Annotated in this window: 19 protein-coding genes; 13 read left to right on the top strand and 6 right to left on the bottom strand. The window is 46.9% G+C overall.

Going from position 1 to position 22,164, the window contains the following annotated elements:
• Positions 1-171: 171 nt before the first annotated feature.
• Positions 172-2,652, bottom strand: coding sequence for a zinc metalloprotease HtpX (locus tag QUA38_RS12425; protein WP_333162150.1), 2,481 nt, complete (start codon positions 2,650-2,652; stop codon positions 172-174).
• Between the two features lie 363 nt (positions 2,653-3,015).
• Between QUA38_RS12425 and QUA38_RS12420 the strand changes: the two genes are divergently transcribed.
• Positions 3,016-5,826, top strand: coding sequence for a hypothetical protein (locus QUA38_RS12420; protein ID WP_333162148.1), 2,811 nt, complete (start codon positions 3,016-3,018; stop codon positions 5,824-5,826).
• A 217-nt stretch (positions 5,827-6,043) separates the two neighbouring features.
• On the opposite strand, the gene QUA38_RS12415 is transcribed toward QUA38_RS12420, so the two are convergent.
• Entirely contained in the window at positions 6,044-6,313 is a 270-nt protein-coding gene (locus QUA38_RS12415; RefSeq protein ID WP_333162146.1) for a hypothetical protein, read from the bottom strand.
• A gap of 392 nt (positions 6,314-6,705) precedes the next feature.
• Between QUA38_RS12415 and QUA38_RS12410 the strand changes: the two genes are divergently transcribed.
• The 3 genes from QUA38_RS12410 to QUA38_RS12400 are packed head-to-tail and all read left to right on the top strand — an operon-like array spanning position 6,706 to position 7,296.
• Positions 6,706-6,969 (top strand): prevent-host-death protein, encoded by a 264-nt coding sequence (locus QUA38_RS12410; protein WP_333162144.1) that lies wholly within the window; start codon positions 6,706-6,708, stop codon positions 6,967-6,969.
• A complete protein-coding gene (locus QUA38_RS12405) occupies positions 6,966-7,100 on the top strand; it encodes a hypothetical protein (RefSeq protein ID WP_333162142.1) in 135 nt (44 codons plus the stop codon). Before QUA38_RS12410 ends, QUA38_RS12405 begins: the two co-directional genes overlap by 4 nt.
• The gene (locus QUA38_RS12400; RefSeq protein WP_333162140.1) at positions 7,078-7,296 is read left to right on the top strand and encodes a type II toxin-antitoxin system RelE/ParE family toxin; all 219 of its coding nucleotides are present in this window, start codon (positions 7,078-7,080) and stop codon (positions 7,294-7,296) included. The genes QUA38_RS12405 and QUA38_RS12400 overlap by 23 nt, the downstream gene beginning before the upstream one ends.
• A gap of 88 nt (positions 7,297-7,384) precedes the next feature.
• Here QUA38_RS12400 and prfC read toward each other — a convergent pair whose 3' ends face one another.
• Entirely contained in the window at positions 7,385-9,013 is a 1,629-nt protein-coding gene (prfC, locus tag QUA38_RS12395) for a peptide chain release factor 3 (protein ID WP_190735310.1), read from the bottom strand.
• Between the two features lie 102 nt (positions 9,014-9,115).
• On the opposite strand from prfC, the gene QUA38_RS12390 reads away from it, so the two are divergent.
• On the top strand, positions 9,116-9,460 hold the full coding sequence (locus QUA38_RS12390; RefSeq protein ID WP_333162138.1) for a DUF4870 domain-containing protein: 345 nt from the start codon (positions 9,116-9,118) through the stop codon (positions 9,458-9,460).
• Between the two features lie 758 nt (positions 9,461-10,218).
• Here the strand turns inward: QUA38_RS12390 and QUA38_RS12385 are convergent.
• Both QUA38_RS12385 and QUA38_RS12380 read right to left on the bottom strand, forming a co-directional pair.
• Positions 10,219-10,674: a DUF2127 domain-containing protein gene (locus QUA38_RS12385; protein WP_333162136.1), complete on the bottom strand. Its 456-nt coding sequence runs from the start codon at positions 10,672-10,674 to the stop codon at positions 10,219-10,221.
• Between the two features lie 135 nt (positions 10,675-10,809).
• Positions 10,810-13,734: a CBS domain-containing protein gene (locus QUA38_RS12380; protein ID WP_333162134.1), complete on the bottom strand. Its 2,925-nt coding sequence runs from the start codon at positions 13,732-13,734 to the stop codon at positions 10,810-10,812.
• A 316-nt stretch (positions 13,735-14,050) separates the two neighbouring features.
• Between QUA38_RS12380 and psbZ the strand changes: the two genes are divergently transcribed.
• From psbZ to QUA38_RS12350, 6 genes are all read left to right on the top strand, one after another.
• Complete coding sequence (gene psbZ, locus QUA38_RS12375) at positions 14,051-14,242, top strand: photosystem II reaction center protein PsbZ (protein WP_015177377.1); 192 nt, start codon at positions 14,051-14,053, stop codon at positions 14,240-14,242.
• Between the two features lie 219 nt (positions 14,243-14,461).
• Positions 14,462-15,052: a 6,7-dimethyl-8-ribityllumazine synthase gene (gene ribH, locus QUA38_RS12370; RefSeq protein ID WP_333162132.1), complete on the top strand. Its 591-nt coding sequence runs from the start codon at positions 14,462-14,464 to the stop codon at positions 15,050-15,052.
• A 212-nt stretch (positions 15,053-15,264) separates the two neighbouring features.
• Entirely contained in the window at positions 15,265-16,575 is a 1,311-nt protein-coding gene (gene rimO, locus QUA38_RS12365; RefSeq protein ID WP_333162130.1) for a 30S ribosomal protein S12 methylthiotransferase RimO, read from the top strand.
• Positions 16,576-17,349: 774 nt separating this feature from the next.
• The gene (locus tag QUA38_RS12360; RefSeq protein WP_333085686.1) at positions 17,350-18,816 is read left to right on the top strand and encodes a DEAD/DEAH box helicase; all 1,467 of its coding nucleotides are present in this window, start codon (positions 17,350-17,352) and stop codon (positions 18,814-18,816) included.
• A 91-nt stretch (positions 18,817-18,907) separates the two neighbouring features.
• Positions 18,908-19,093 (top strand): hypothetical protein, encoded by a 186-nt coding sequence (locus tag QUA38_RS12355; RefSeq protein ID WP_333162128.1) that lies wholly within the window; start codon positions 18,908-18,910, stop codon positions 19,091-19,093.
• Between the two features lie 2 nt (positions 19,094-19,095).
• A complete protein-coding gene (locus QUA38_RS12350; RefSeq protein ID WP_333162126.1) occupies positions 19,096-19,356 on the top strand; it encodes a hypothetical protein in 261 nt (86 codons plus the stop codon).
• A 135-nt stretch (positions 19,357-19,491) separates the two neighbouring features.
• Here QUA38_RS12350 and QUA38_RS12345 read toward each other — a convergent pair whose 3' ends face one another.
• Positions 19,492-20,037 carry a hypothetical protein gene (locus QUA38_RS12345; RefSeq protein WP_333162124.1) on the bottom strand — a complete coding sequence of 182 codons (546 nt, stop codon included), beginning with the start codon at positions 20,035-20,037 and terminating at the stop codon, positions 19,492-19,494.
• 411 nt (positions 20,038-20,448) lie between these two features.
• Between QUA38_RS12345 and QUA38_RS12340 the strand changes: the two genes are divergently transcribed.
• Positions 20,449-21,651: a Coenzyme F420 hydrogenase/dehydrogenase, beta subunit C-terminal domain gene (locus QUA38_RS12340; protein ID WP_333162123.1), complete on the top strand. Its 1,203-nt coding sequence runs from the start codon at positions 20,449-20,451 to the stop codon at positions 21,649-21,651.
• 200 nt (positions 21,652-21,851) lie between these two features.
• Positions 21,852-22,088, top strand: coding sequence for a hypothetical protein (locus QUA38_RS12335; RefSeq protein ID WP_333162121.1), 237 nt, complete (start codon positions 21,852-21,854; stop codon positions 22,086-22,088).
• Positions 22,089-22,164: the final 76 nt, after the last annotated feature.

Here is a 22,164-nt window from a genome sequence, read left to right as displayed (position 1 = left end):
GAACCCTAATCGTCAAACAGCAGACAGGTACTAGGTTTGGCGTTACGTTGACACCAATGAATAGTAGGCTGCGCCACCAGCACCGAGAACATCGCCCATCCGCTGTTTAACTCAAAACTGATCGAGGATGCGCGTTGTTGGCGACTCGTGCGGCAATCCGATCGCTATTCCTCACCTTGGGCCTTGGATAATGATGTATGCGCCCCAAAAAGCAGCAGCAAAAGCCAAAATCGCAGACCAAATCGGATGTCCGCTGTCACTAACCCTCCCTCCTTGACTGCGGAGACTTTCAAGGTCGATCGCCACAGTAGCACCCCGGCGCAGCCAACCAGTCGCCACAACAGATGTTCCGATCAAATCGCTGGGGCGAGTAGTCTCTTTGAACAAAAATGGCCACAAAGAGCCAATGTAGCCAAACCTCGAAACATAGTGCAACCTCACCAACCCTGTGGCCGTTTGCAAAATCAAATCTTGTCCCAGCCAGTTACTCATACCCGATCGACCCAAAAGTTGCCCTTCCAGCCGCACCGGTTCAGCATCCAGCGGCAAACTATCAGGATTTGACAAAATTTCCGGCAAACTCGGCGAAGCGGTTTCTCGCGGGATAATATCCGGGAAGAAATAATTGATCCGCATCAAAGTACCGATGCTAAATCCGATCGGCAAACAGCCCCAAAGAATAGATCGATCGCCCCACAGCCAATCCAACTGCCAAATACTCGTCCTCGAAAAAATCCCCCCAATCAGCCAAAGCACCCCGACTATCGCCAAACTCATCGGAATTCCAAAAAACGGCGCACCCTGTAAAAATAGTTTTGAGTCTTTAAATTCGAGTATTGACTTAAACGACAATTTTCCTTTCCTGGGTGGTTCTGGCACTCCCGCGTTTGCCAAATCTAACTCTGTCTCCACTTGCCAGAATTGAGCATAAAGAGCCAAAAGCTTCAAACGCTCTCCCAGCAAAGGATGCGCGCGGTTAACCGTCAACCAATTGCGCTCCCGATTGCTGACATCCCACAGCAAAATCTGTTCCAAGGGCGCGTGTAATGCAGCAGAACCAAGGCTTACAGCTTGTCCAACACCTACGGGTAACAATAGATCGAAACTTTCGAGGAAAAAGCTAGTTTGTTTTTGCTGTTGGATATTATCAGCAATACCGATCGCCATTTTACCGAGTGCCCGCGTCAAACCGTTAGGATTGCCCGTAATTTCCGCAGCAGTGCGATCGCTAAAATACACTCTGCGGCGCGACAGCCACAACATCGGCCAGCGCAACAACTTATAAATCCCATAACTAATAGCAGAAATTGCAGCGGCCACAAATTTGACAGCAGAACGCAAAAACTCGATCGTCATTAAATCACACAACCGCTCTTGCCATTGCGCCACCTGCCAATAAATCAAGTAAGGAATCTGAATCACCAGCAGCGCCAGCGACATCGGCGCAAAATCCCAGTGAGAGATATGGCCCAACTCCCGCGCGAAAATAGTGGCAATTTCATCATCCGTCAATTGTTCCAACAGCCCGCGACTCACAGCAATCCGAGCAAAACGGGGCAAACCGCCGTAACTGAAAGCTACAGGAACATTCAGCGGCAAGAGTTTCAGCACCGGCACCGGCATATTTTGCTTGGTACAAAAACTTCGCATTACCCGACTAGCTTCTTTGCTGTGCTTCGATAAAACTGACCCGCGCAGGGTTTCGATGCCGCAAAACAGTTTCAGCAGCGCGTCTATCAGCCACGGAGACGAGGCCAAAAGCAATCCAAATACCATCTGAACAAACGGAGTTGGATCGCGGTAAAAAAGCTGAATCGGCGCGAAAATAGGCAGTCTAGTGAATATGTAAAGCTGAACCAACAGAGAATTAGTGTTTGTCAGCAGGAATTGCAGGACAAACCGGGCTAGGAAAAATAGGGCGATCGCACTTGCAACGGCTTGCAGCCGAAACTCCAGCAACTTCAGCCGTTTGAGGGGGCGCGGGCTTTTGGCGCGCCCTGCTTCGCGCCAAGTGAGTTGGTAAGTATCTGGGCTGGCGACTCCGGGGATATCTGTTGGGGAAGCGGAACTATTTTCGCCGCTAATTTCTGTATCGGGTGCGGTTTCGGTCGAGTTTTCCGGTTCAGAAGTCTGGCTTGTGGGGGGTGGAGGTGGCGGGGAAATATGTTGCGATTTGGCGTTTACAGGCTCGACAGCAGGCTCTAAAGGTAAAAATCCTGTTTTTTTATCGGCGATCGGTCGATCGCCCCCAATCGATTTTTTAGGCGATTTTGTTCCTGCATCAAAGGCGACAAAGCCTGTTTCGGGGGGAGTTTCGGCGGATTTTGGTTTATTTTCCGGTGGTTTTGGGGGTCGAGGGGGGGCTAATTCTGTTAAAGCGCGATCGGCCCAAGTTTTGACTTGAGAGTTGGGACTTTTGGCGAGGGAAGAGCACAGGGCGATCGCCTTTTTCAGATTACCGGTTGCTTTGTACGCAGCCACCAACCCCATCTGCGCGCGGATTCCCGACGACTGATTGGCGGCGGTTTGGGTAACGGATTCTAAAAGGGCGATCGCGGTGGGGTAATCCTGCTGTTTCAAAGCTGCTAGCCCAGCCTCTAGAGCCTGTTTTGCAGATGAATCCGCCGGATTTGGATTAGTGGGAGGTGCCATGACTGTGCTTTCGCTAGCGTCCTTTCTAAGATAGCTTGGGTGGTTGATCGATAGCTGTTCTAACACAGCTCTATTTCTCTGTCACTATTTGTTGCCGTTTCTGCGGCGGTTGAAACCGCTTAATAGTAAAACTTTCGGCCACTCCAAGCGGGCGATCGTTGCGATCGGGCAGGAGTTTAAACCCCTCCCTCAAAGCTAAAGTCTTCGCTATGAGGACTGAAGAATTCTGCTAAATCCGGATTAAATACTTCCTCTATCTCTTAGTCTCTTAGAGAGAAACGAAAGTTTGTCGAGACGAGATTTCAATCACCGAGGCTATCTAATTTTTGCTTATAATTAAATTAACACCTCACCTGCACATTTATGCCAATTGACGACGAAGATTTTGAAAGCGAATCTATTAGCGACGATCGCAAGCTCCAACTATTCACAGACAGACACGAATTTACCCGCCGATTTGCCTTTTATTTAAACGAAGACCCGCCTCCGGAACAAATTTTGTATTTTTTCGGCGATGGAGGCAACGGCAAGTCATTGCTACTAAAACACTTGCAGTATAACTGCTGCAAAAGATTTTCGCCGCAGGTTTGGCAACAATTGCGCGCACTCCCAGAATCAAAAGCGGCCGAAGTTGCTGATTTCGTCCGCAATGCAGAAGCCAAAACCTACACTCCCATACCCGCAGTCAGACACGATTTCGGATTGATACCCATTAAAGAAGATAAACCGCAAGATAGATTTTACGGCTTACTGATGCTGCGGCGAAATGTTGCAGCAGCCACTAAAAAATATAAATTTAAATTTCCCAATTATGATTTTGCTTGCTTTTGGTATTTGCTGAACAAAGGCGAATCACAGGCAACTCTCAACCAACTTTTCCCTGATGATGTGGCGGAATTGGTGGCACCTATAGTTGAAACTTTTGCAGATTTTCCAGTGGTGGCGCAAGCGGTGGCGGTACTCAAAGGGATAGATAAATTCGGCGGAATTAAGCGGGCGATGAAATTAATTCAAAATCGATTGGGTGTCAGCGATGAAAAGGCGGATCAAATTCGCCGTCAAGATATTGATACTGAGTTAACCGACTGTTTGCCGAAATTGTTTGCTGGGGATTTAAATGCGGCAATGGCTGGTAGAAATAAACCCGCTCGCCTCGTGATGCTGTTCGATACTCACGAGAAAATGTGGGATGAAAAACGCAATTCTCAAGGCGCAACTTTTTGGTATCAAGATGAGTGGTTTAGGCGGTTGTTGAGGGCAGTGGATTACAAATTGGGGATTGTGGTTGCTGTGGCGGGGCGAGATTGTCCGGTGACGCAATTGCGGTGGCCGAATGCGTCAAGGTTTCCGATTCCCGCAGATTATATAGATGCACAATTGGTGTGGCATTTGTCGCCGGATGATGCGAGGGATTACTTGCACAAAGTGAAGATTGACAAGGCAGATTTGGCAGATGCTGTAATTAAATATGCCAGCGTCAATCCCTCTGATAATTGGGATAATTTGCAGGTACATCCGTTTTATTTAGGTTTGTGCGCGGATGTGGTGCTGGCAGAAAGAAGGCGGGGAATTGAGTTGCTGGCGTCGGATTTTTCGCTGATTCCGAAGTTGGAAAATAAGACGGCGGAGTTAACGGATCGGCTGCTTTTGTATGTGGATCGGGAAGTGCGATTGGCTGTGCATTCGCTGAGTGCTTGCCGCGCTTTTGATGAGGATTTGTATGTGAAATTGGGAGTGGGTTGTCACTTCCAGGCAAGTAGTGCAAATTTTGAGGTTTTGACGAGTTTTTCCTTTGTGTGGAAATCGGAAAAGCGGGGGGATAATTGGTATCGGATTCACGATTTATTGCGGCGCTTGGATGCCGATCGGGATCATCCGAAAACTCGCAGGGCGCATGAGGTTTTAGAGGGGCATTATCGGGAAGCGGGGGATGTGGCTGAGGCAATTTATCATGCTAATCGCTTGGATTGGGAGCGGGGTGTGAAGGAATGGGAAGAGGTGTTTGATGAAGCATTGCGGCTGAGTCGTTACGGGGAATGCGAGTCGCTGCTAGGAGTTAGAGATGAGTTGTGGATTAAAAGTGATTATTGGCTTGGTAGAGTTTCGCGCTCAGAGGGAGATTACTATGCTCGGTTGGCTCGATATGTAGAGGCAAGACAGGAACATTTAGAGGCAGTTGCAGCCTATAATTCTGCTTTACTTATTGCACCGGATGATATCGCTGCTCTCACCAACAAAGGGAATGCGCTGCAAAGTCTGGGTGAATTGCAAGCACAGCTAAGTGAATTTGAGACGGCAAAACAGTCTTATTTTGAGGCGATCGCTGCCTGTAATTCTGCTTTACTTATTGCACCGGATTATCTTTGTGCTCTCAACAACAAAGGGATTGCACTACTACGTCTGGGTAATTTGCAGGCAATTCTGAGTGAATTTGAGGCGGCAAAACAGTCTTACTTTGAGGCGAGCGCTGCCTGTAATTCTGCTTTACTTATTGCACCGGATTATACCAATGCTCTCAACAGCAAAGGGATTGCGCTACTACGGCTGGGTGAATTACAAGCAAAGCTAAGTGAATTTGAGGCGGCAAAACAGTCTTACTTAGAAGCGATCGCAGCCTATAATTCTGCTTTACTTATTGCACCCGATTATATCAATGCTCTCAACAACAAAGGGAATGCGCTGCGAAGTCTGGGTGAATTGCAAGCACAGCTAAGTGAATTTGAGACGGCAAAACAGTCTTACTTTGAGGCCAGCGCTGCCTGTAATTCTGCTTTACTTATTGCACCGGATTATATCTGTGCTCTCAACAAGAAAGGGAATGCGCTGTTAAGTCTGGGTGAATTGCAAGCACAGCTAAGTGAATTTGAGGTGGCAAAACAGTCTTACTCAGATGCGATCGCTGCTTACAATAGAGCTTTACTTATTGCACCGGATGACGTCATTGTCCTCAACAACAAAGGTATTGCACTGAGAATACTGGGTGATTTACAAGCAAAATTATCTGAGCAACAGGAAGCACTCAAGAATGGGCAAGAGGCTCTGGAAATGTTTAATCGATCTTTAGCCATTGCTCCTAACAACGATCGGGTTCGCAATAGCCGCGACGCGCTGCAACAACTTCTCGATAATTTGGGTGAGGATAGTCTCAGCATTTACCTCGATCGCAAGGAGTAAAGACGCGGCATTCATTCCCTGCCTTAAACCGAAAGCCCGCCAGGGAATGAATTGCCTGGCTAATAGCAAAAGTCCTCTAAAGAGGACTAATGAATTCTTCAGTCCTCTTCAGAGGACTTTAGCTTTGAGGCAGGGGTTGAAACCCCTGCCGGACTGCCGGACTCAGGGACAGAGCGTTAAAAGCCCGCCCTCAAATTTAGCTATTTAACCTTGCAGCTTACCGCCCAGATTGTCTCGGCGATGTACCATCAGCCCGCGAACGACGGATCAGCACGCTCATCACCTGCTTCGGATTAGCGGCACGCTGTACGGGACTCCAATCGCCCACTTCTGCAAATCCCAGTCGGTACAAAGTGAGTATGGTTTCCCTGACACCTTTGGGTGAACCGACAACCGTTAACAGCACCACTTCCTGTTCGCATACTGCTGCTGAGTCGTCATTTGGGCGATCGAATTTGTTGTCGTCAGGCACGAATTCCTGTGACATAATATGTTCTCCTGGTTTTGGGTTTTCTAGAAAAACCCAAAAACCCAGCCGCCCCGCATTTCAACACATAGCAGGGCGGCTACAGAGGATGTTAAGATACTCCGTTAGCCTCCAGACTGCTAGTCCCAGTTTGGCGGTTATGCTGTCCATTGCTGTTACCAGCAGCTTTGGGCAGTGCAACTAGATTTTTGGGCGACGCGGGCTGCCTCCTCTACAAGCAAGCAACCTCTCACTTCAAAGCGTAGCCGCAGAGGGGGGCCGCCGTCAACCGATTTTAGATTTTAGATTTGGGATCTTAGATTTTGGATTTACTCGTTACCAGCGTCAGCGGCTGGAAACCAGTTAGTTGGGCCGAAATGCTAAATTAAAAGTAATGTTGCTTTAGTACAACCATGTCCAAACAACTCACCATTGCCCAAGCACAGCAGCAGCTTCCAAACCTACCCCAAGAACTTATAAATGAGCCTATCATCATCACTCAAGATGGCGTTCCCGTTATGGCTGCAATGAGCTACACGCATTTGACTGAACTGTTAGAAACCTTAGATATTCTCACCGATACAGAATTCGTTACCAAATTGCGCCAAAGCATAACCCAAGCCCGCCAAGGGGAAACTATTTCCTGGGAAAATGCCAAAGCAAAATTGGGGCTATGAATCACGAAGAAAATGCGATCGAATATGAGATCCAGCTTACGCCACTGGCACTGGAAATGTTGGAGGCAGTCAAAGATCGACGAGAACAGGAAAAATTGCGCGATCGCATTGATCAATCAACTAAAATTTGAACCACAAAAGCAAGGCAAAGCCCTTGTAGATAACCTATCAGGATTTCGCAGCATCCGAGCTGTTGGACAGCGCTATCGTATAGTTTATCAAGTCGAACAAGATCGAGTTCTAGTTGTTGTTGTGGGACTAGGGAGACGTAAAGATGGTGACAAAAAAGACATTTACACCATCTTAGAAAAACTGTTAGATCCGTGATTGTAACTTCTTATATCCGGCGTATTTAAGCCGAATAAATATCATTTGTATGGACACAACACTGTTGTGTCCTTTGCCTGCGGTAATCTCACTCCTCGCTAACAGCCAAACCAGAAACCACAGGGGCGATCGCATTTAACTTCAACACAGGATGCTCCCCTTCCACCTGTCGGCAATTCCACTCATTTCTAAACAGCAAAACCGGCCTACCCCAAGTATCTTTCACCGTCACCGTATTAAACAGCCGCCCAACTTTTTCCAGCGCCTCCCAACCGCCGTCAACCCAACGAGCTACACTGTAAGGCAACATATCGATCGTCGTTTCCACATTATATTCCGACTGCATTCTGAACTGCACAACTTCAAATTGCAACTGTCCGACAGCCGCCAAAATTGGCTCGCGTTTCGACTCATCAACCGAGTACATAATTTGCACTGCGCCTTCTTCCTGCAACTCAGAAACGCCTTTGCGGAACTGCTTAAACTTAGAAGGATTGGGATTTCTCAAAAAAGCAAAAAGTTCGGGAGAAAAACAGGGAATCCCTTCATATTCCAGTTTTTGCCCGGTGTAAATAGTATCCCCGATCGCAAATACCCCCGGATTGTTCAAACCGATCACATCACCCGGATACGCAACCTCGATCGACTCGCGATCCTGAGCAAATAACTTTTGAGGCCTTGACAAACGCACCGTTTTACCACTGCGAGCGTGAGTCACGTTCATGTCCTTTTCAAACTTGCCCGTACAAACCCGAATAAACGCCACGCGATCGCGGTGTCTCGGGTCCATATTCGCTTGCAATTTAAACACAAACCCGGTAAAGTCTTCATAAGTTGGGGGCAAGTCTCCGGCGCTGCTCTTGCGGGCGATCGGCTTCATAGCGTAATCTAAAAACGCATCTAAAAACAATTCGACCCCAAAATTGCTCATAGCGCTGCCAAAGAAAACTGGTGTCATTTTTCCAGCCCGAACTAAATCTAAATCGAGTTCAGTTCCCAACTCATCCAGCAGTTCCAACTCTTCTTTTAGCTGATAGTAAAGGTCTTGTTCCAACAAATCTTCAATGCGCGGATCGCCCAATTCAATGACGGTATCAACAGCAGCACGAGAACCGTGTTTAGCCCGCTCGAATAAGTGAATTTTGCGCGCCCTGCGATCGAAAACACCTTTAAAGCGATCGCCCGTACCTATGGGCCAATTTACCGGATAAGTCTGCAACCCCAATTCCTTCTCAATTTCGTCCAACAAATCCAAAGGTTCTCTGCTAGGGCGATCGAGCTTATTAAAGAAAGTAAAAATAGGCAAACTTCGCAGCTTACAAACTTCAAATAACTTCCGAGTTTGCGGTTCCAAACCCTTAGCAGCATCCTCAAGCATCACCGCATTGTCAGCCGCAGCCAGAGTTCGATAAGTATCTTCGCTAAAATCTTGGTGTCCCGGAGTATCGAGCAGATTAATGTGATATTTTTTATACTCAAACTGCAAAACAGTAGAAGTAATAGAAATTCCCCGCTGCTGTTCCATCGCCATCCAGTCAGACGTAGCGTGTCGCTGAGCCCGCCGCGCTTTCACAGAACCTGCTTCGTGAATTGCACCTCCGTACAGCAGCAGTTTTTCTGTCAGAGTAGTTTTACCCGCGTCGGGGTGAGAAATAATAGCAAAGTTGCGCCGGCGCTCAACAGCAGTTAGCAGTTCAGTTTCGAGTTCAGTTGTCATCACAAATTAGGTAGGGGAATCATCACCCGATCGCCATTATAGCCTGTGCTACAGTTGCTATTAAAGGTAAAATTATCAATAAAGTCAAGGAACAAAAATAATATGTACGACTCGGACAAGCGGAAGCTGCTATCACTGGTGTGCCACGGGGCGATTTTTTTCAGTACGTTACTGTTCTCGATCGGAGCGCCGATCGCTGTATTGTTAGTATCAGATGACCCCGTTGTTAAAGAAAATGCCACAGAAGCAATCAATTTTCACCTTAATGTATGGGTGTACAGCACCGTGATTGTGGTGTTAACTGTCGTCACTTTCGGTCTTGCTGGCTTTATCCTAGTGCCCCTAGGTTATCTGCTGCACTGGGGACTGACAATAATGGCTATCCTCCAAGTTTTGCAAAATCCTAACCAACCTTACCGCTACCCTTTTATTTTCCGAATAGTTTAGACAGCAAAGCGCGCTTCACCATCGATTTTCACAACCCGATTTCTTTAAGAAGAAACCGGGTTTTTAATTGTTTTCTAACTCACCTTCGTTACCCCCAACTGGCAAATACACTGCTTAAGTGACAAAGAGGGTTGATTATCGGAGACAAGATTCAGTAAAAAAACTTAAAAGTTTGTGTAACTAAGCATCATCCCGTTGGGGATTCCAGAAAATTGACCTAAGATCATGAGTGAAATCTTCTTAATCCATAAAAATTCAAAAATTAGAGCACAATCAACTATTAATTATGGTGTCTTCGCCCTGTTGCAGCGCTGTTGTGAACGCTAAATGGATCTTCCATTGATGCCGTTTCCCACAATATGCTAACGTCTTTGGGTTATTTCGCAGAGTTAGGGCGGAGGTTCGATCACTCCGAACCATCGTTTTTGCTGTAGGTGTGCTATTTTTGCCTCTGGCGATCGTTTTATTGGAATATTCCACCAATTCTATCTCCACCAGGAGTCTTAAAACTTAATACAATATTTTTCCAATAAAAATCCCGCTCTTGTGGAACGGGAAAGCCATCAGGGTGCATCTATATATATGTCAGTATAACTCATAGGGGGTATAACCCCTCGTAGCTTTATCGAATCTTTACAATCACAAAATTTTTGTAAAGATTGAGGTTTTTATTTGACTGAGCAGCCGCTTTATGAAATTAAAATGGAAAATGCTGACATTTATAAAATCCAGTGAGTTTCCTCTGAATAATCAAAATTTTAAGCTCCTTTACCATGCTTCGGCCAGTGGTGGAGCAAATACCATAAGATGGCTACATTTGTGATAAATACCGCTACCTTAAGTACCGTGACCCCCTGAACTAATACATATATTTCAGGGGGTATACTGATGCTTACCAGCACTAAAACTAAGATTGTTGCCCAGTCTTTTTCGTACCACAAACCAACGGCTTCAACAGCAGTTAAGACTGCATAAAGTGCTGCTGCAATCCCGCTCAGCAGTAAGTTTTTTGGGTTGAGAATTAGAAGTTTATCTAAGATGAATTCAATGATTTTTAGTTTGCTTTCTAACAAATAAGATTGCGAAAATTCTTGTAAGACTTGATGATTTTTTAATGCAAAAAGCAAAGCAATCGAAGTTACTGTCAAGAGCGAAGCCACAAATGTTTTGTAAAAGACAATTGCGATTAAAGCAGGAGCGTGATGTTTCTTCACCTTAATTCTCGAAATATCAATAATGTGCGATCGCCTGGTTAGGCTGTTTAGGATTGAAAACTTAAATTTTAGTAGAGTGCGTCAGCAATTAGCCGAGCAATTATATCAAAAATAACGCGCTGGTGACGCACCTTACTAAGTTTGAGGATAACGTTGTGCTAAGAAAGAGATAGCAGCAGCCCGATCGCCCAAATCGCCATCCAACTTCGCCGCCAACAAATCGTCCAACATTCGTTTAAACCCAGGCCCCGGCTTATAACCCAAAGCCTTCAAATCGTTGCCATTTAAAGGCGGCTCAACATTCGCCCATTTGGTGAGATATTCCCAGATTTGGCGGCGTGCACTTCGCGGACTTTTTAGGGCGATCGCAATTAACACCGGCAATTCATAATTCCTCAACAGCAACACCAATTGACTCGGCAACTCGCACTTCGGCAAATTCTCTGCTAACTGGTTCTTTCCGGCTTCCAACACTTCCAGCCGCTTAATGCTGTCAGCGGGTAACTGAAGATTTGCAGCCACCTTGCCGCGATATTCCGGTGCTAAATAAGCTATCAAAACTTCCAGCCGCATCTGCCAATCGGGAATATTGATAATTGGGAATTGGGAATTGGGAATTGGGAATTGGGAATTGGGAATTGGGAATTGGGAATTGTCTCTGTCTTCTGCCTTCTGCCTTCTGCCTTCTGCCTTCTGCCTTCTGCCTTCTGCCTTCTTCCGACTGACATCCGTTACATCCGTTACAGAATCAGTTGCCGAACCTTCCTTCTTCCTTCCTTGCAAACACCGATCGAGCAAACGCAGTTGCCGCCACAACTCCCGATCCAACTCCAAAGTAGGATGAATGCAGCGCAAAGCCTGCAAATCTCCCAGCATTTGCAAAGCAACTTTCCAGTAAGGAGCTTGCAAAATGTATTTCAATTCGCTTTTCAGCCGAGTTTCCAAAGCCGGGGCTCGGCCGTTTTCCCCCTGAATTCGGTAATAAATCCCGCTGGCCAAAGCGTTGCGGATGTATCCTTCCGTCTGCGGCTCAATTTCAAACCCCAAGCGCACCGCAAACCGCACAGCGCGATAAATTCGCGTCGGATCTTCGATAAAACTGTTGGCGTGCAAAACTCGAATTTGCTTCGATTCCAAGTCCAGCAAACCGCAAAAAAAGTCTAACAATTCGCCACTGCGAGGAACACCCAACCGCACAGCCAGCGCATTAATTGTAAAATCCCTGCGGTACAAATCTTGGCGAATTGAACTCGCTTCAACTTCAGGATTAGCAGCCGGATAAGGGTAAAATTCAGTGCGAGCCGTAGCGATATCCACCCAGAGCGAGCCGAAAGCAGAGTCTTTGTGCCACAAAAGCGCGGCGGTTTGAAATTGACCGTGAACGTCCAAACGCGATTCGGGATAAAGTTTTTGCAGCGAGGAAGCTAACTCGACACCAGCACCGGAATCATCTGAACCGCACTTTCCATCCACAACCAAATCGATATCTGTTAGCGCCAGTGTATCATCCGTGGCTAAGAGTAAATCCCGGACTGCTCCACCCACAATATAAAGTTGCCAGCGGCGGTTTTGGGCAATATTGGCGGCGATCGACAATAATTGCCATAATTCGGGACTGATGCGCGATCGCAACAACTGCTCAACCGATTCGGGCACGGCACAATAAGACAATTCTGCATTACTTCCCCTGTCTCGCGCTTTTTGCTGGTGCAATTCCCGCAACACGTCAGTGCGAGTCACAATTCCCACCAGTTGACCGTTTTCCAATACTGGCAAGCGCCCGATATCGTATGTCACCATTAAAGATTCAATTTCCGGCAGCAAGGTATCTGGGGCGATCGTTTTTAACTGCGGACTCATATAACCCTTGACGGGGGCGTGACTGAAACCGTGGTGCAGCGCAATGTCAATGTCGCGGCGCGAGATAATGCCGGCGAGTCGATCGTCCGCATCGACCACAGAAAGCCCCGAATGTCCGTAACGTAGGAGGATACGGTGAGCTTCCCCCACCGAGGTTTCCGGGCGAATACTCCGCACTGGAGACGACATTAATTCGTGGGCTGTGGGAGGGTGGGGAATTTGAGCTTTGAGTTCGTCAGCTAACTGATTTAAAGTCAGCAGGGGGTCAACATCGCGGGTGGCGAGGGAAGCGGCGCGGGCGTGGCCTCCGCCGCCGAAGGGTTTGAACAATTCGCTGAGGTTTGTGCCTTCGATGCGCGATCGACCGATAATAGTTAATCGATTGGAAACTGGCGATTCGCGATCGATGTTGCGGTTGTTTTCGTTTTCGCCAAATTTATAAACATTGCCTAACAGCAGAGCATCGGTTTCAGTTAAATCGAGCAAGCGAGAAGCCAGCGAAGAAAGTCCGGGAACGTAAGCTTCAGTCGACAGCAGCACCCAGGCTACGCTGTAACCGTGCAAAGTTTCCGATCGGAAATTATTCAGCGCTTCTCTCAGCAAATCTTGCAATTGAGGAGACAAACCGGGTTCTACATATTCAGCGATTACCCCCAAACTCGCTCCCTGTTCCATCAACCATGCCAAAGCTATTGCATCTCGCGCAGTTGCGCCCTCAAAGGTGAGGGAACCTGTATCGACGTGGATGCCGAGGGCCATTACTGTTGCTTCCGAAGGCAGCAGGCTGAATGGTGTGTCGCTGTTTTCTGCTTGATTTTTGAGCTTTTCGACAATTAATGTCGTGCTGGCTCCGACTGCTTCGATTTGGGTAAAAGTAGCGGGGATGTCTAAATCGGCCTGTAGGTGATGGTCGAAAACCGCTATTTCGCTCAGGTGTGGCAAATCCAGCCACTCGGCGGCTTTTCCCAAACGATCGCGCCCTGAGGCATCAACTATAGAAATCGATCGAATTTGTTGCGGATTGACCGATCGGCGTTCAATCAGTGGGTACTCGTCGCGGTGTAGCGCCAAAAAATCCCGCACTGTCGGATGACACCCGCCCGTCAATACGATCCTGCTACCGGGGCGCAGCACGCAAAGTCCCACCGCCGCCCCCAAGGCGTCAAAATCTGCTGTTGTGTGGCACAAAACTAAGTCCATAGCCGAAAATCCCGCATCTCTAACTCAAACAGTAGCAATTTCTCGCCCTCGGAAACCGGATGTGTCGATCGGGCTTTAAGTTAACCTTTCCAGTTTTCTGTCGTGTAGCGAACAATGATAAAATTGATCGAAATCTCAAGAGCCGCTGACGCTTGTTCGCGCAACGCCCGAATTTGCACTGGTTCTTTCGTATCAATCAACCGACAATTTCTCGATCAATTATCGGGAAACTGTCAAAAACTAGAATTTGGAAGATTTTTTTCGGTTCTGGAAAACTATTTCTGATCAACGCACGGTTATATCGAAAGGAGAAAAGATGTTATCAATTCTGTTTCAAGTGGTTTTACTAGGTCTGGTACTGCTGTCTTTTGTGATGGTCGTTGGCGTGCCAGTTGCTTATGCCTCTCCCCAAAACTGGAATCAGTCTAAATCCCTGATTTATGCCGGGTCTGGTCTGTGGTTTTTGCTGGTTATTGCAGTGGGTGTATTGAACTTTTTAGTCGTCTAATTTCACCCAACTCTATCGAATAAAGAAGGTAAAAGATAGAAGGATGAAGGCATTCACCAGCGATTGAAAGGCATTCGGCAGAAGCTAGGAATTTTCCAGACCGCGCAATCTGTATGTTTTTGCACTTGAGATTCAGATGAGATGCCGCTGCTTTCTGACTTTTGCCTTCTCACAAACAGAAATCTAAAATCTAAAACCTAAAATCTAAACTAGAGCACTATGACTGTTTTCGAGGGAACTTTTACTCACACTGAATCTTTGCGATTTGCTATTGTTATCGGTCGTTTTAACGATTTGGTTGTTAACAAACTTTTGGAGGGATGTCAAGATTGTTTGAAACGCCACGGGGTTGATATTAACCCTCATGGCTCTCAGGTGGACTTTTTTTGGGTTCCCGGAAGTTTTGAGATTCCTTTGGTGGCGCGCCAAGCTGCTCTTTCTCACCGCTACGATGCGGTAATTTGTCTGGGTGCGGTAATTCGGGGCCAAACTCCTCATTTCGATTTTGTGGCTGGTGAGGTTGCTAAGGGAATTGCTGCGGCTGCTTTTCAAACAGGGGTGCCGGTGATTTTTGGGGTGGTGACGACTGATACGATGCAGCAAGCTTTGGAAAGGGCTGGAATTAAAAGCAATTTGGGCTGGAATTATGCGATGAGTGCTTTGGAAATGGGCACTTTGATGCGCCAAGTTAAGGGTTTGGGAACACACTCTTACGGTCAATTAGCTACTGGGTCTGCTGGTAAAGTGCTTTCGGGCGAAGGAAATCTGTCGCTCGCCCCGGATGTATCGTCGGATCAAATCCCCTCGTAAGTTCGGCTAGCACTATTTTTAAGCTCAAAAAACATCAAGATTTGCATGGGGAAAAATCTTAATACTCTTGTGGGGTGGTGATTATGGCCGCCCCCAAGGTAAAAGTTCCACTCTGGGCAGATCGACAAATTAGACAAAATATCTTGCCAATTGGCAATGAGTGTGATATCATAAAACGTTCTTAGAAATAGCGCAACACTAACTATTACTGCATGGCAACGAAGCCAACGATCGCATTTACTCACCTCGGCTGCGAAAAAAATCGCATCGATACCGAACACATGATTGGCTTGCTGGCTCAAGCGGGCTATCAAGTCGATTCTAATGAAGAATTAGCCGATTATGTTGTAGTCAATACTTGTAGTTTTATCCAAGCTGCGCGAGAAGAGTCGGTCCGCACCTTGGTAGAATTGGCAGAAGCTAATAAAAAAGTAGTCATCACTGGCTGCATGGCACAGCATTTTCAGCAGGAATTGCTCGACGAATTGCCAGAAGCAGTCGCAATTGTCGGCACTGGCGACTATCACAAAATAGTCAATGTTATGCAGCAGGTGGAAAAGGGCGAGCGAGTTTCCCTCGTCTCTTCAGAACCTACTTACATCGCTGACGAAACTACTCCCCGCTACCGCACGACATCGGAAGGTGTCGCTTATCTGCGAATAGCAGAAGGCTGCGACTATCGCTGTGCATTTTGCATTATCCCCCACTTGCGCGGAAATCAAAGGTCGCGGACGATCGAGTCTATCGTCGCGGAAGCTAAGCAATTGGCATCGGAAGGGGTAAAAGAAATTATTTTAATTTCTCAAATTACCACCAACTACGGCAAAGATATTTATGGCGAACCGAAACTAGCCGAACTACTGCGCGCTTTGGGTGAAGTAGATGTACCTTGGATTCGGATGCACTACGCCTATCCTACAGGTTTGACTCCGCAAGTTGTCGCAGCAATCCGCGAAACGCCCAACGTTTTGCCTTATTTGGATTTACCCCTGCAACACTCGCACCCGGAAATTCTGCGGGCGATGAATCGGCCTTTTCAAGCTGGGATTAATGATGCTATAGTCGATCGGCTCAAAGCAGCACTTCCCGGCGCCGTGATGCGGACAACTTTTATTGTCGGCTTCCCCGGCGAAACCGACGAACACGCAGCACACTTGCTGGAATTTGTCAAGCGCCACGAATTCGATCACGTAGGAGTTTTTGTATTTTCGCCAGAAGAAGGAACCCCAGCCTTCAGCTTGCCCCAGCAAATACCTGCAGAAATAATGGAAATGCGGCGCAATTCGGTAATGGCGGCACAACAACCTATATCATTGAAGAAGAATCAAGAGTCTGTCGGTCAGGTAGTTGATGTCCTGATAGAACAAGAACAACCAGAGACAGGCGAGTTGATTGGTAGATCCGCTCGGTTTTCCCCAGAAGTAGATGGACTCGTCTATGTCACAGGAGAAGCGCGGCTGGGTTCAATCGTATCTGTGAAAATTACTGGTGCAGATGTCTACGACCTCTACGGTCAAGTGTAAGTGTTGCTGGAACTGTCGCCTGAGACGGTGCGGCGAACAAAAACCGGACACCAGCCAAAAATGATTAGCGGATTGTGCAACAAAAGTAACGGTTAGTACACAATTGTGCAAAGATATGTAGCAAAGGGGTTCTAAACTTTTTTAACCCCTATCTGGCAATCGACGCTCCCCGTCGGGGTGCGGTAATCTCTACAGAACATCGGAAAATTTTAACGAATTTAATGTTTTGTTTCTGAATGTAAAGAGTTATGATGATAACAAGCCAGAAATAAGCGGGGATAATTTGAGATTGCTTCGCCGTCCGCCCTACACCACAACGGTATCCCGAAAGAGTGTTGAGATGGATAGGCGGTAACGGTCGCCCCATCCCCTGCTCAATCCCGCAGGCGACGGATTGCGGGATAGCGCCTGAACCAAACAACCTGTTACTACTATGTAGTGAAGTGGGGCTGGTCATGATCCTCACTATAAAATGCCTAAGAGGGAAAGCTTGCAAGTACCTCAAAGGAAGTCCAATGTCCTGTTTTAAGAATGTTGGAAGCCTATAACCCGACCGCTGGCGGTTGGTATCGGTGATGTCACAAAATCAAAGACGGCTGTCGAATTGGTAAATTTAGTCACCATCGACGGAGCTGCCCTATACTCGATTGCTATTTAAGAAGGTGCGCGCAGGCGCAGCACCATAAAGAACTCTTATGAGTTCCTGCCCTAGAGCAGAAATCCGCATCCGAGTTGGGCAACTTAGAAGGCTAAGACTCGTTATTAGGAGCATTAATGAATTTATTGTTTGAAGGCTTAGGTCTTTCGGAAGAACTCGTTCTCCATCTGGAAACACTAGGCTTTACAGAACCTACTCCCATCCAAGTACAAGCAATTCCGCACCTGTTAGCAGGTCGCGACGTTGTAGGTCAAGCCCAAACAGGGACAGGCAAAACGGCAGCATTCTCGTTGCCCATCTTGGAGCGGATTGATTTAGATGTGACTGCGGTGCAAGCACTGGTGCTGACGCCGACTCGCGAATTGGCGATGCAAGTAACTGAAGCCATCCGTGATTTGAGCGGCATCAGCAGCGACGGCCCGGTAAAAGTGGGTCGCTCTCTGCAAGTTCTGACAGTGTACGGCGGTCAATCGATTGATCGCCAAATGCAGCGTTTGAAGCGCGGCGTTCACGTCGTTGTCGGTACACCCGGACGCATATTGGATATGCTCAGCCGCGGCAGCCTGAAACTAGACAAGGTAAAGTGGCTGGTTTTGGATGAAGCTGACGAAATGCTGAGCATGGGCTTTATCCAAGATGTGGAAAAAATCTTGGATGCTGCACCAAAAGAACGTCAAACGGCATTTTTCTCGGCGACGATGGAAGCTTCCATTCGGAAATTGGTGGCGCGGCATTTGCGTAACCCAGTCAACGTCACCGTAGAACAGCCAAAAGCAACGCCGAAGCGCATCAGCCAAGGCGTGTACATGATTCCCCGTGGCTGGTCGAAGGCAAGAGCTCTACAGCCAATCCTAGAAATGGAAGACCCGGAATCTGCACTGATTTTTGTGCGGACTCGGCAGTCTGCGGCAGAACTCACCAGCCAACTGCAAGCAGCAGGTCACAGCGTTGATGAGTATCACGGTAATTTGAATCAGGCACAACGGGAACGTTTGTTGCATCGGTTCCGCCAATGTCAGGTGCGCTGGGTAGTGGCGACTGATATTGCGGCGCGGGGTTTGGACGTGGATCACTTGACTCACGTGATTAACTACGATTTGCCCGACAGTGTGGAAAGTTACGTTCACCGGATCGGACGCACGGGCCGGGCTGGTCGCGAAGGAACGGCGATTACGCTGATTCAACCGGTCGATCGCCGCAAACTGCGCTTGATTGAACGCCACGTGCGATCGAGCTTGACGGTGCGAAACATTCCGACACGGGCGCAAATTGAAGCACGTCAGTTGGAAAAGATGCAGGGTAAAGTTCGCGAAGCTTTGGCTGGCGAACGGATGGCATCTTTCTTGCCTCTGGTGTCTCAGTTATCCGAGGAGTACGACTCCCACGCGATCGCCGCTGCTGCTTTGCAAATGGCTTTCGATCAAAGCCGTCCTGCTTGGATGGGCGCTGATTACGCTCAACAAGAAGATCCCCCGATTGGTGGAGAAAACAGCGTCAAGCCTATCTTGATCAAAAAGCGGGCTAAGACTGGTGAGGCGACTTTTTCTGGAGCACCGAGTGCTCCTGTTCCCCAGAACCGCTAATTGGTAGGGTGCACAATGTGCACCTTATTTAGAATTACTGTAGAGATGCGATCGATCGCGTCTCTACTTTTTTGTATGGGTATGAGACTCTATGGGGAATAAAAATCACAAAAAAGCTCTTCGTTCGTTGAAAAAGCGGATTGCAGAACATGAAGAAAAGATTAGACTGGAATATGAGAAGGATTTTCCCGATGAAGGCTTAATCCGGCATTGGGAAAGTGAAATTCGAGCTTTTGAGAAAGGAATTCAGCAAGCTTTAAAACGATTGGGTAAATAAAGATGCAACTTAGCGATCGGACAATTTCTGTAACTAATTATACACTGAGAACGTTAATTGATGAATTGGGTACTGAGTGTCAAAATGTGATTACTTTAATCCATCAGCTTCAGTTACCTGATTTGAGCGATCGACAAAAAGCTGAAATTCTAGCAGACTTCCTGAGTGCTGCAATCCATCTCAACGTTCACTGCGGAGAGGATTTTCAGACACTAATTGCTGAGGAAATGGCAATATTGTCGGATGATGATGAAGAGGATTAAAAAGAATCGGGCGATCACACATCAGGAAAAAGCCCTCCAGTCAACTTACAGAAAGGCTAAAAATCCTCATAAATAAGGCATAAAGTCATTACTACAAACTTGTGAACCTGGACTTTTGCACAGTTGTTTAATATTTCAGTTTAGCTGCGTGCTCACAATAATTTTTTGCACGCGATCGCCCTTAATTTCCACAATCAAATTAGAAGCCTTTTGGTCATTGCTGTAAGTCAACCGAGTCACCCCACCCTGCACAGATTGCGACCCGTAACCGTAAGTTTTAACGACTTTTTGGCTGTTATCTCCTAGCTTCACACCATCAATTGTCACGAACTTGGGATTGTTAGTAGAAACTAAATAAACTTTGCCGTCCCATGCTGCTACCGTCAATCCTGAGTAGGTTAGCGTGCGAATCTTCCCGCCGATGCCAGGCCCAGCAGGTTTAGTTTCGTCGCCTTGCGGTTTTCCCAACTTACGTTTTGCCTCTTCTACAGCCATCCCCAACCGAACGCCGCCAATCCCCAGGCGCGAATAGTTCAGCGCCGCCGGCTTTTGTGTTGCGCTGAGCATTCTTTCTAGAGTCACAACAGTTTGATTCATAGCGGGAATAGGACGAACTAAAGCAGCAAATCCTAAGCTCGAAATTGCGAGATTCATCATGATGCCAGCGACGGCTGTTGTCACAAATATTTTTACCATTTTTTTATAGCTTTATTTGGCAATGTATTCGTGCGATCGCCCGCTAGATCCGGATTGATACTAATAGGACTTACACAAATACTCCTAGACGCACGGCGATGCTCTGAAACCGAGTTTTTTTACCAAAACTACACAAAGAAACCCGGTTGTTACCATAACTTTTAGGTTTAACAGTGAGGTATTCAGCAAGAAACCGGGTTTTTAGCGCAACCTAGGTAAGTCCGGACTAATATTTTTTAAGCTTTGAAAACCGCCAATTTCGGGCGAACCGAATTTGCTCCCGCACAAGCTTGGGTCCGCCTGCGAGGAATGAAAGAAAGAATAAAGCAGGTAAATCAACGGAAATTGCTGTGATATCCTAACAAAAGCCATATCTGCATAAAATAAGTAATTTAGATGACCGCAACAGATTCTACTAAGCACCAAAAATCCAAGGCCCTGAAACCGGGTAGCCGCCGCCCCGCTAAAGAACTTTGCAGCGAGTGCGGTTTGTGCGATACATATTACATCCATTATGTCAAGGAATCTTGTGCTTTCTTAACACAGCACATCGCGGAATTAGAAGAAGAGATTCACGGGCGATCGCGCAATCTCGACAATCCCGACGATTGGTATTTCGGAGTCAGTCAAAACATGATGGCGGCTCGGAAAAAAGAGCCGATCGAGGGTGCTCAATGGACGGGGATCGTCAGCACAATTGCCATTGAAATGCTCGAAAAAGGAATTGTAGAAGGCGTTGTTTGCGTCCAAAATACTCAAGAAGATCGCTTTCAGCCGATGCCTATTATTGCTAGAAATCGTGAAGAGATTCTCGCAGCAAAAGTCAACAAACCCACCCTCTCCCCCAACCTTTCAGTATTAGAACAAATCGAAAAATCGGGGATGAAGCGGCTGTTAGTAATTGGCGTCGGCTGTCAAATTCAAGCTTTGCGAACAGTCGAGAAAAAACTGGGTTTAGAGAAGCTCTACGTTTTGGGAACTCCCTGCGTGGATAATGTCAGCCGTGCAGGGTTGCAGAAATTCCTAGACACGACTAGCCGTTCTCCTGAAACGGTGGTTTCTTACGAGTTTATGCAAGACTTTAACGTTCACTTCAAACACGAAGATGGTTCGGAAGAAAAAGTGCCGTTTTTTGGCTTGAATACTAAGGAATTGAAAGATGTTTTTGCTCCTTCTTGTTTGAGCTGTTTTGATTATGTGAATTCTTTAGCAGATTTAGTTGTGGGCTACATGGGCGCACCTTTTGGCTGGCAGTGGATTGTGGTGCGAAATGACACCGGGCAAGAGATGTTAGATTTGGTAACGGATCAGTTAAATACTCAGCCGGTGATGTCTCAGGGAAACAGAAAAGAAGCGGTTCAGCAAAGCATTCCGGCTTATGAAAAAGGGGTGACTTTGCCGATGTGGGCGGCGAAGTTAATGGGAGTGTTTATTGAGAGAATTGGGCCGAAAGGTTTGGAATATGCTCGGTTTTCGATTGATTCTCATTTCACTCGCAATTATCTGTACGTGAAGCGGAATTACCCGGAGAAATTAGAGGCTCATGTGCCGGAATATGCTAAGCGGATTGTCGGGCAGTATAAGTTACCAGATGTGTAAACTTGTAGGGTGCGTCAGTCAGGAGCTGTTGGATTATTGAAAAAATAACGCTAACTGACGCACCCTGCTACTCAAGGATAGCAAAAGATAAAAAACAAATGCACTTGGGAACAATCGAATTATGGAATCGCAGAACGTTAACTAGACTGGCTATCCTTAGTACGATCTTAATTACTCTAATTAGTGGGATATGGTTGAGTATGATTGCAATGCCAGGGAAAAGCTACAACGGGACAATTCCCCCTTTAACAGAACAGGAAATATCGCTCAGAGATGCTTTACAGCGCGATGTGGAAAAGCTCTCTGGTGAAATCGGAGAGCGCAACTTTATACAATATCAAAAACTTGGAGAAGCTGCTGACTTTCTCGAAACATCATTTCAAGCTGCTGGCTATAAAGTTGAACGACAAGCATATAAAATTGATGATAAATTTTAGTAATTGCTCAACCCCCTTGACAAGAAGAGGAGATAGACATTAGATAAAGGAATGGAAAAACTCCCCGACTTAAAGC

The sequence above is a fragment of the Microcoleus sp. Pol12B4 genome (assembly GCF_036701385.1).
Taxonomy (GTDB): domain Bacteria; phylum Cyanobacteriota; class Cyanobacteriia; order Cyanobacteriales; family Microcoleaceae; genus Microcoleus.
Note: the sequence above shows the minus strand (reverse complement) of the source record. Positions and strands in the feature narration are given on the sequence as shown.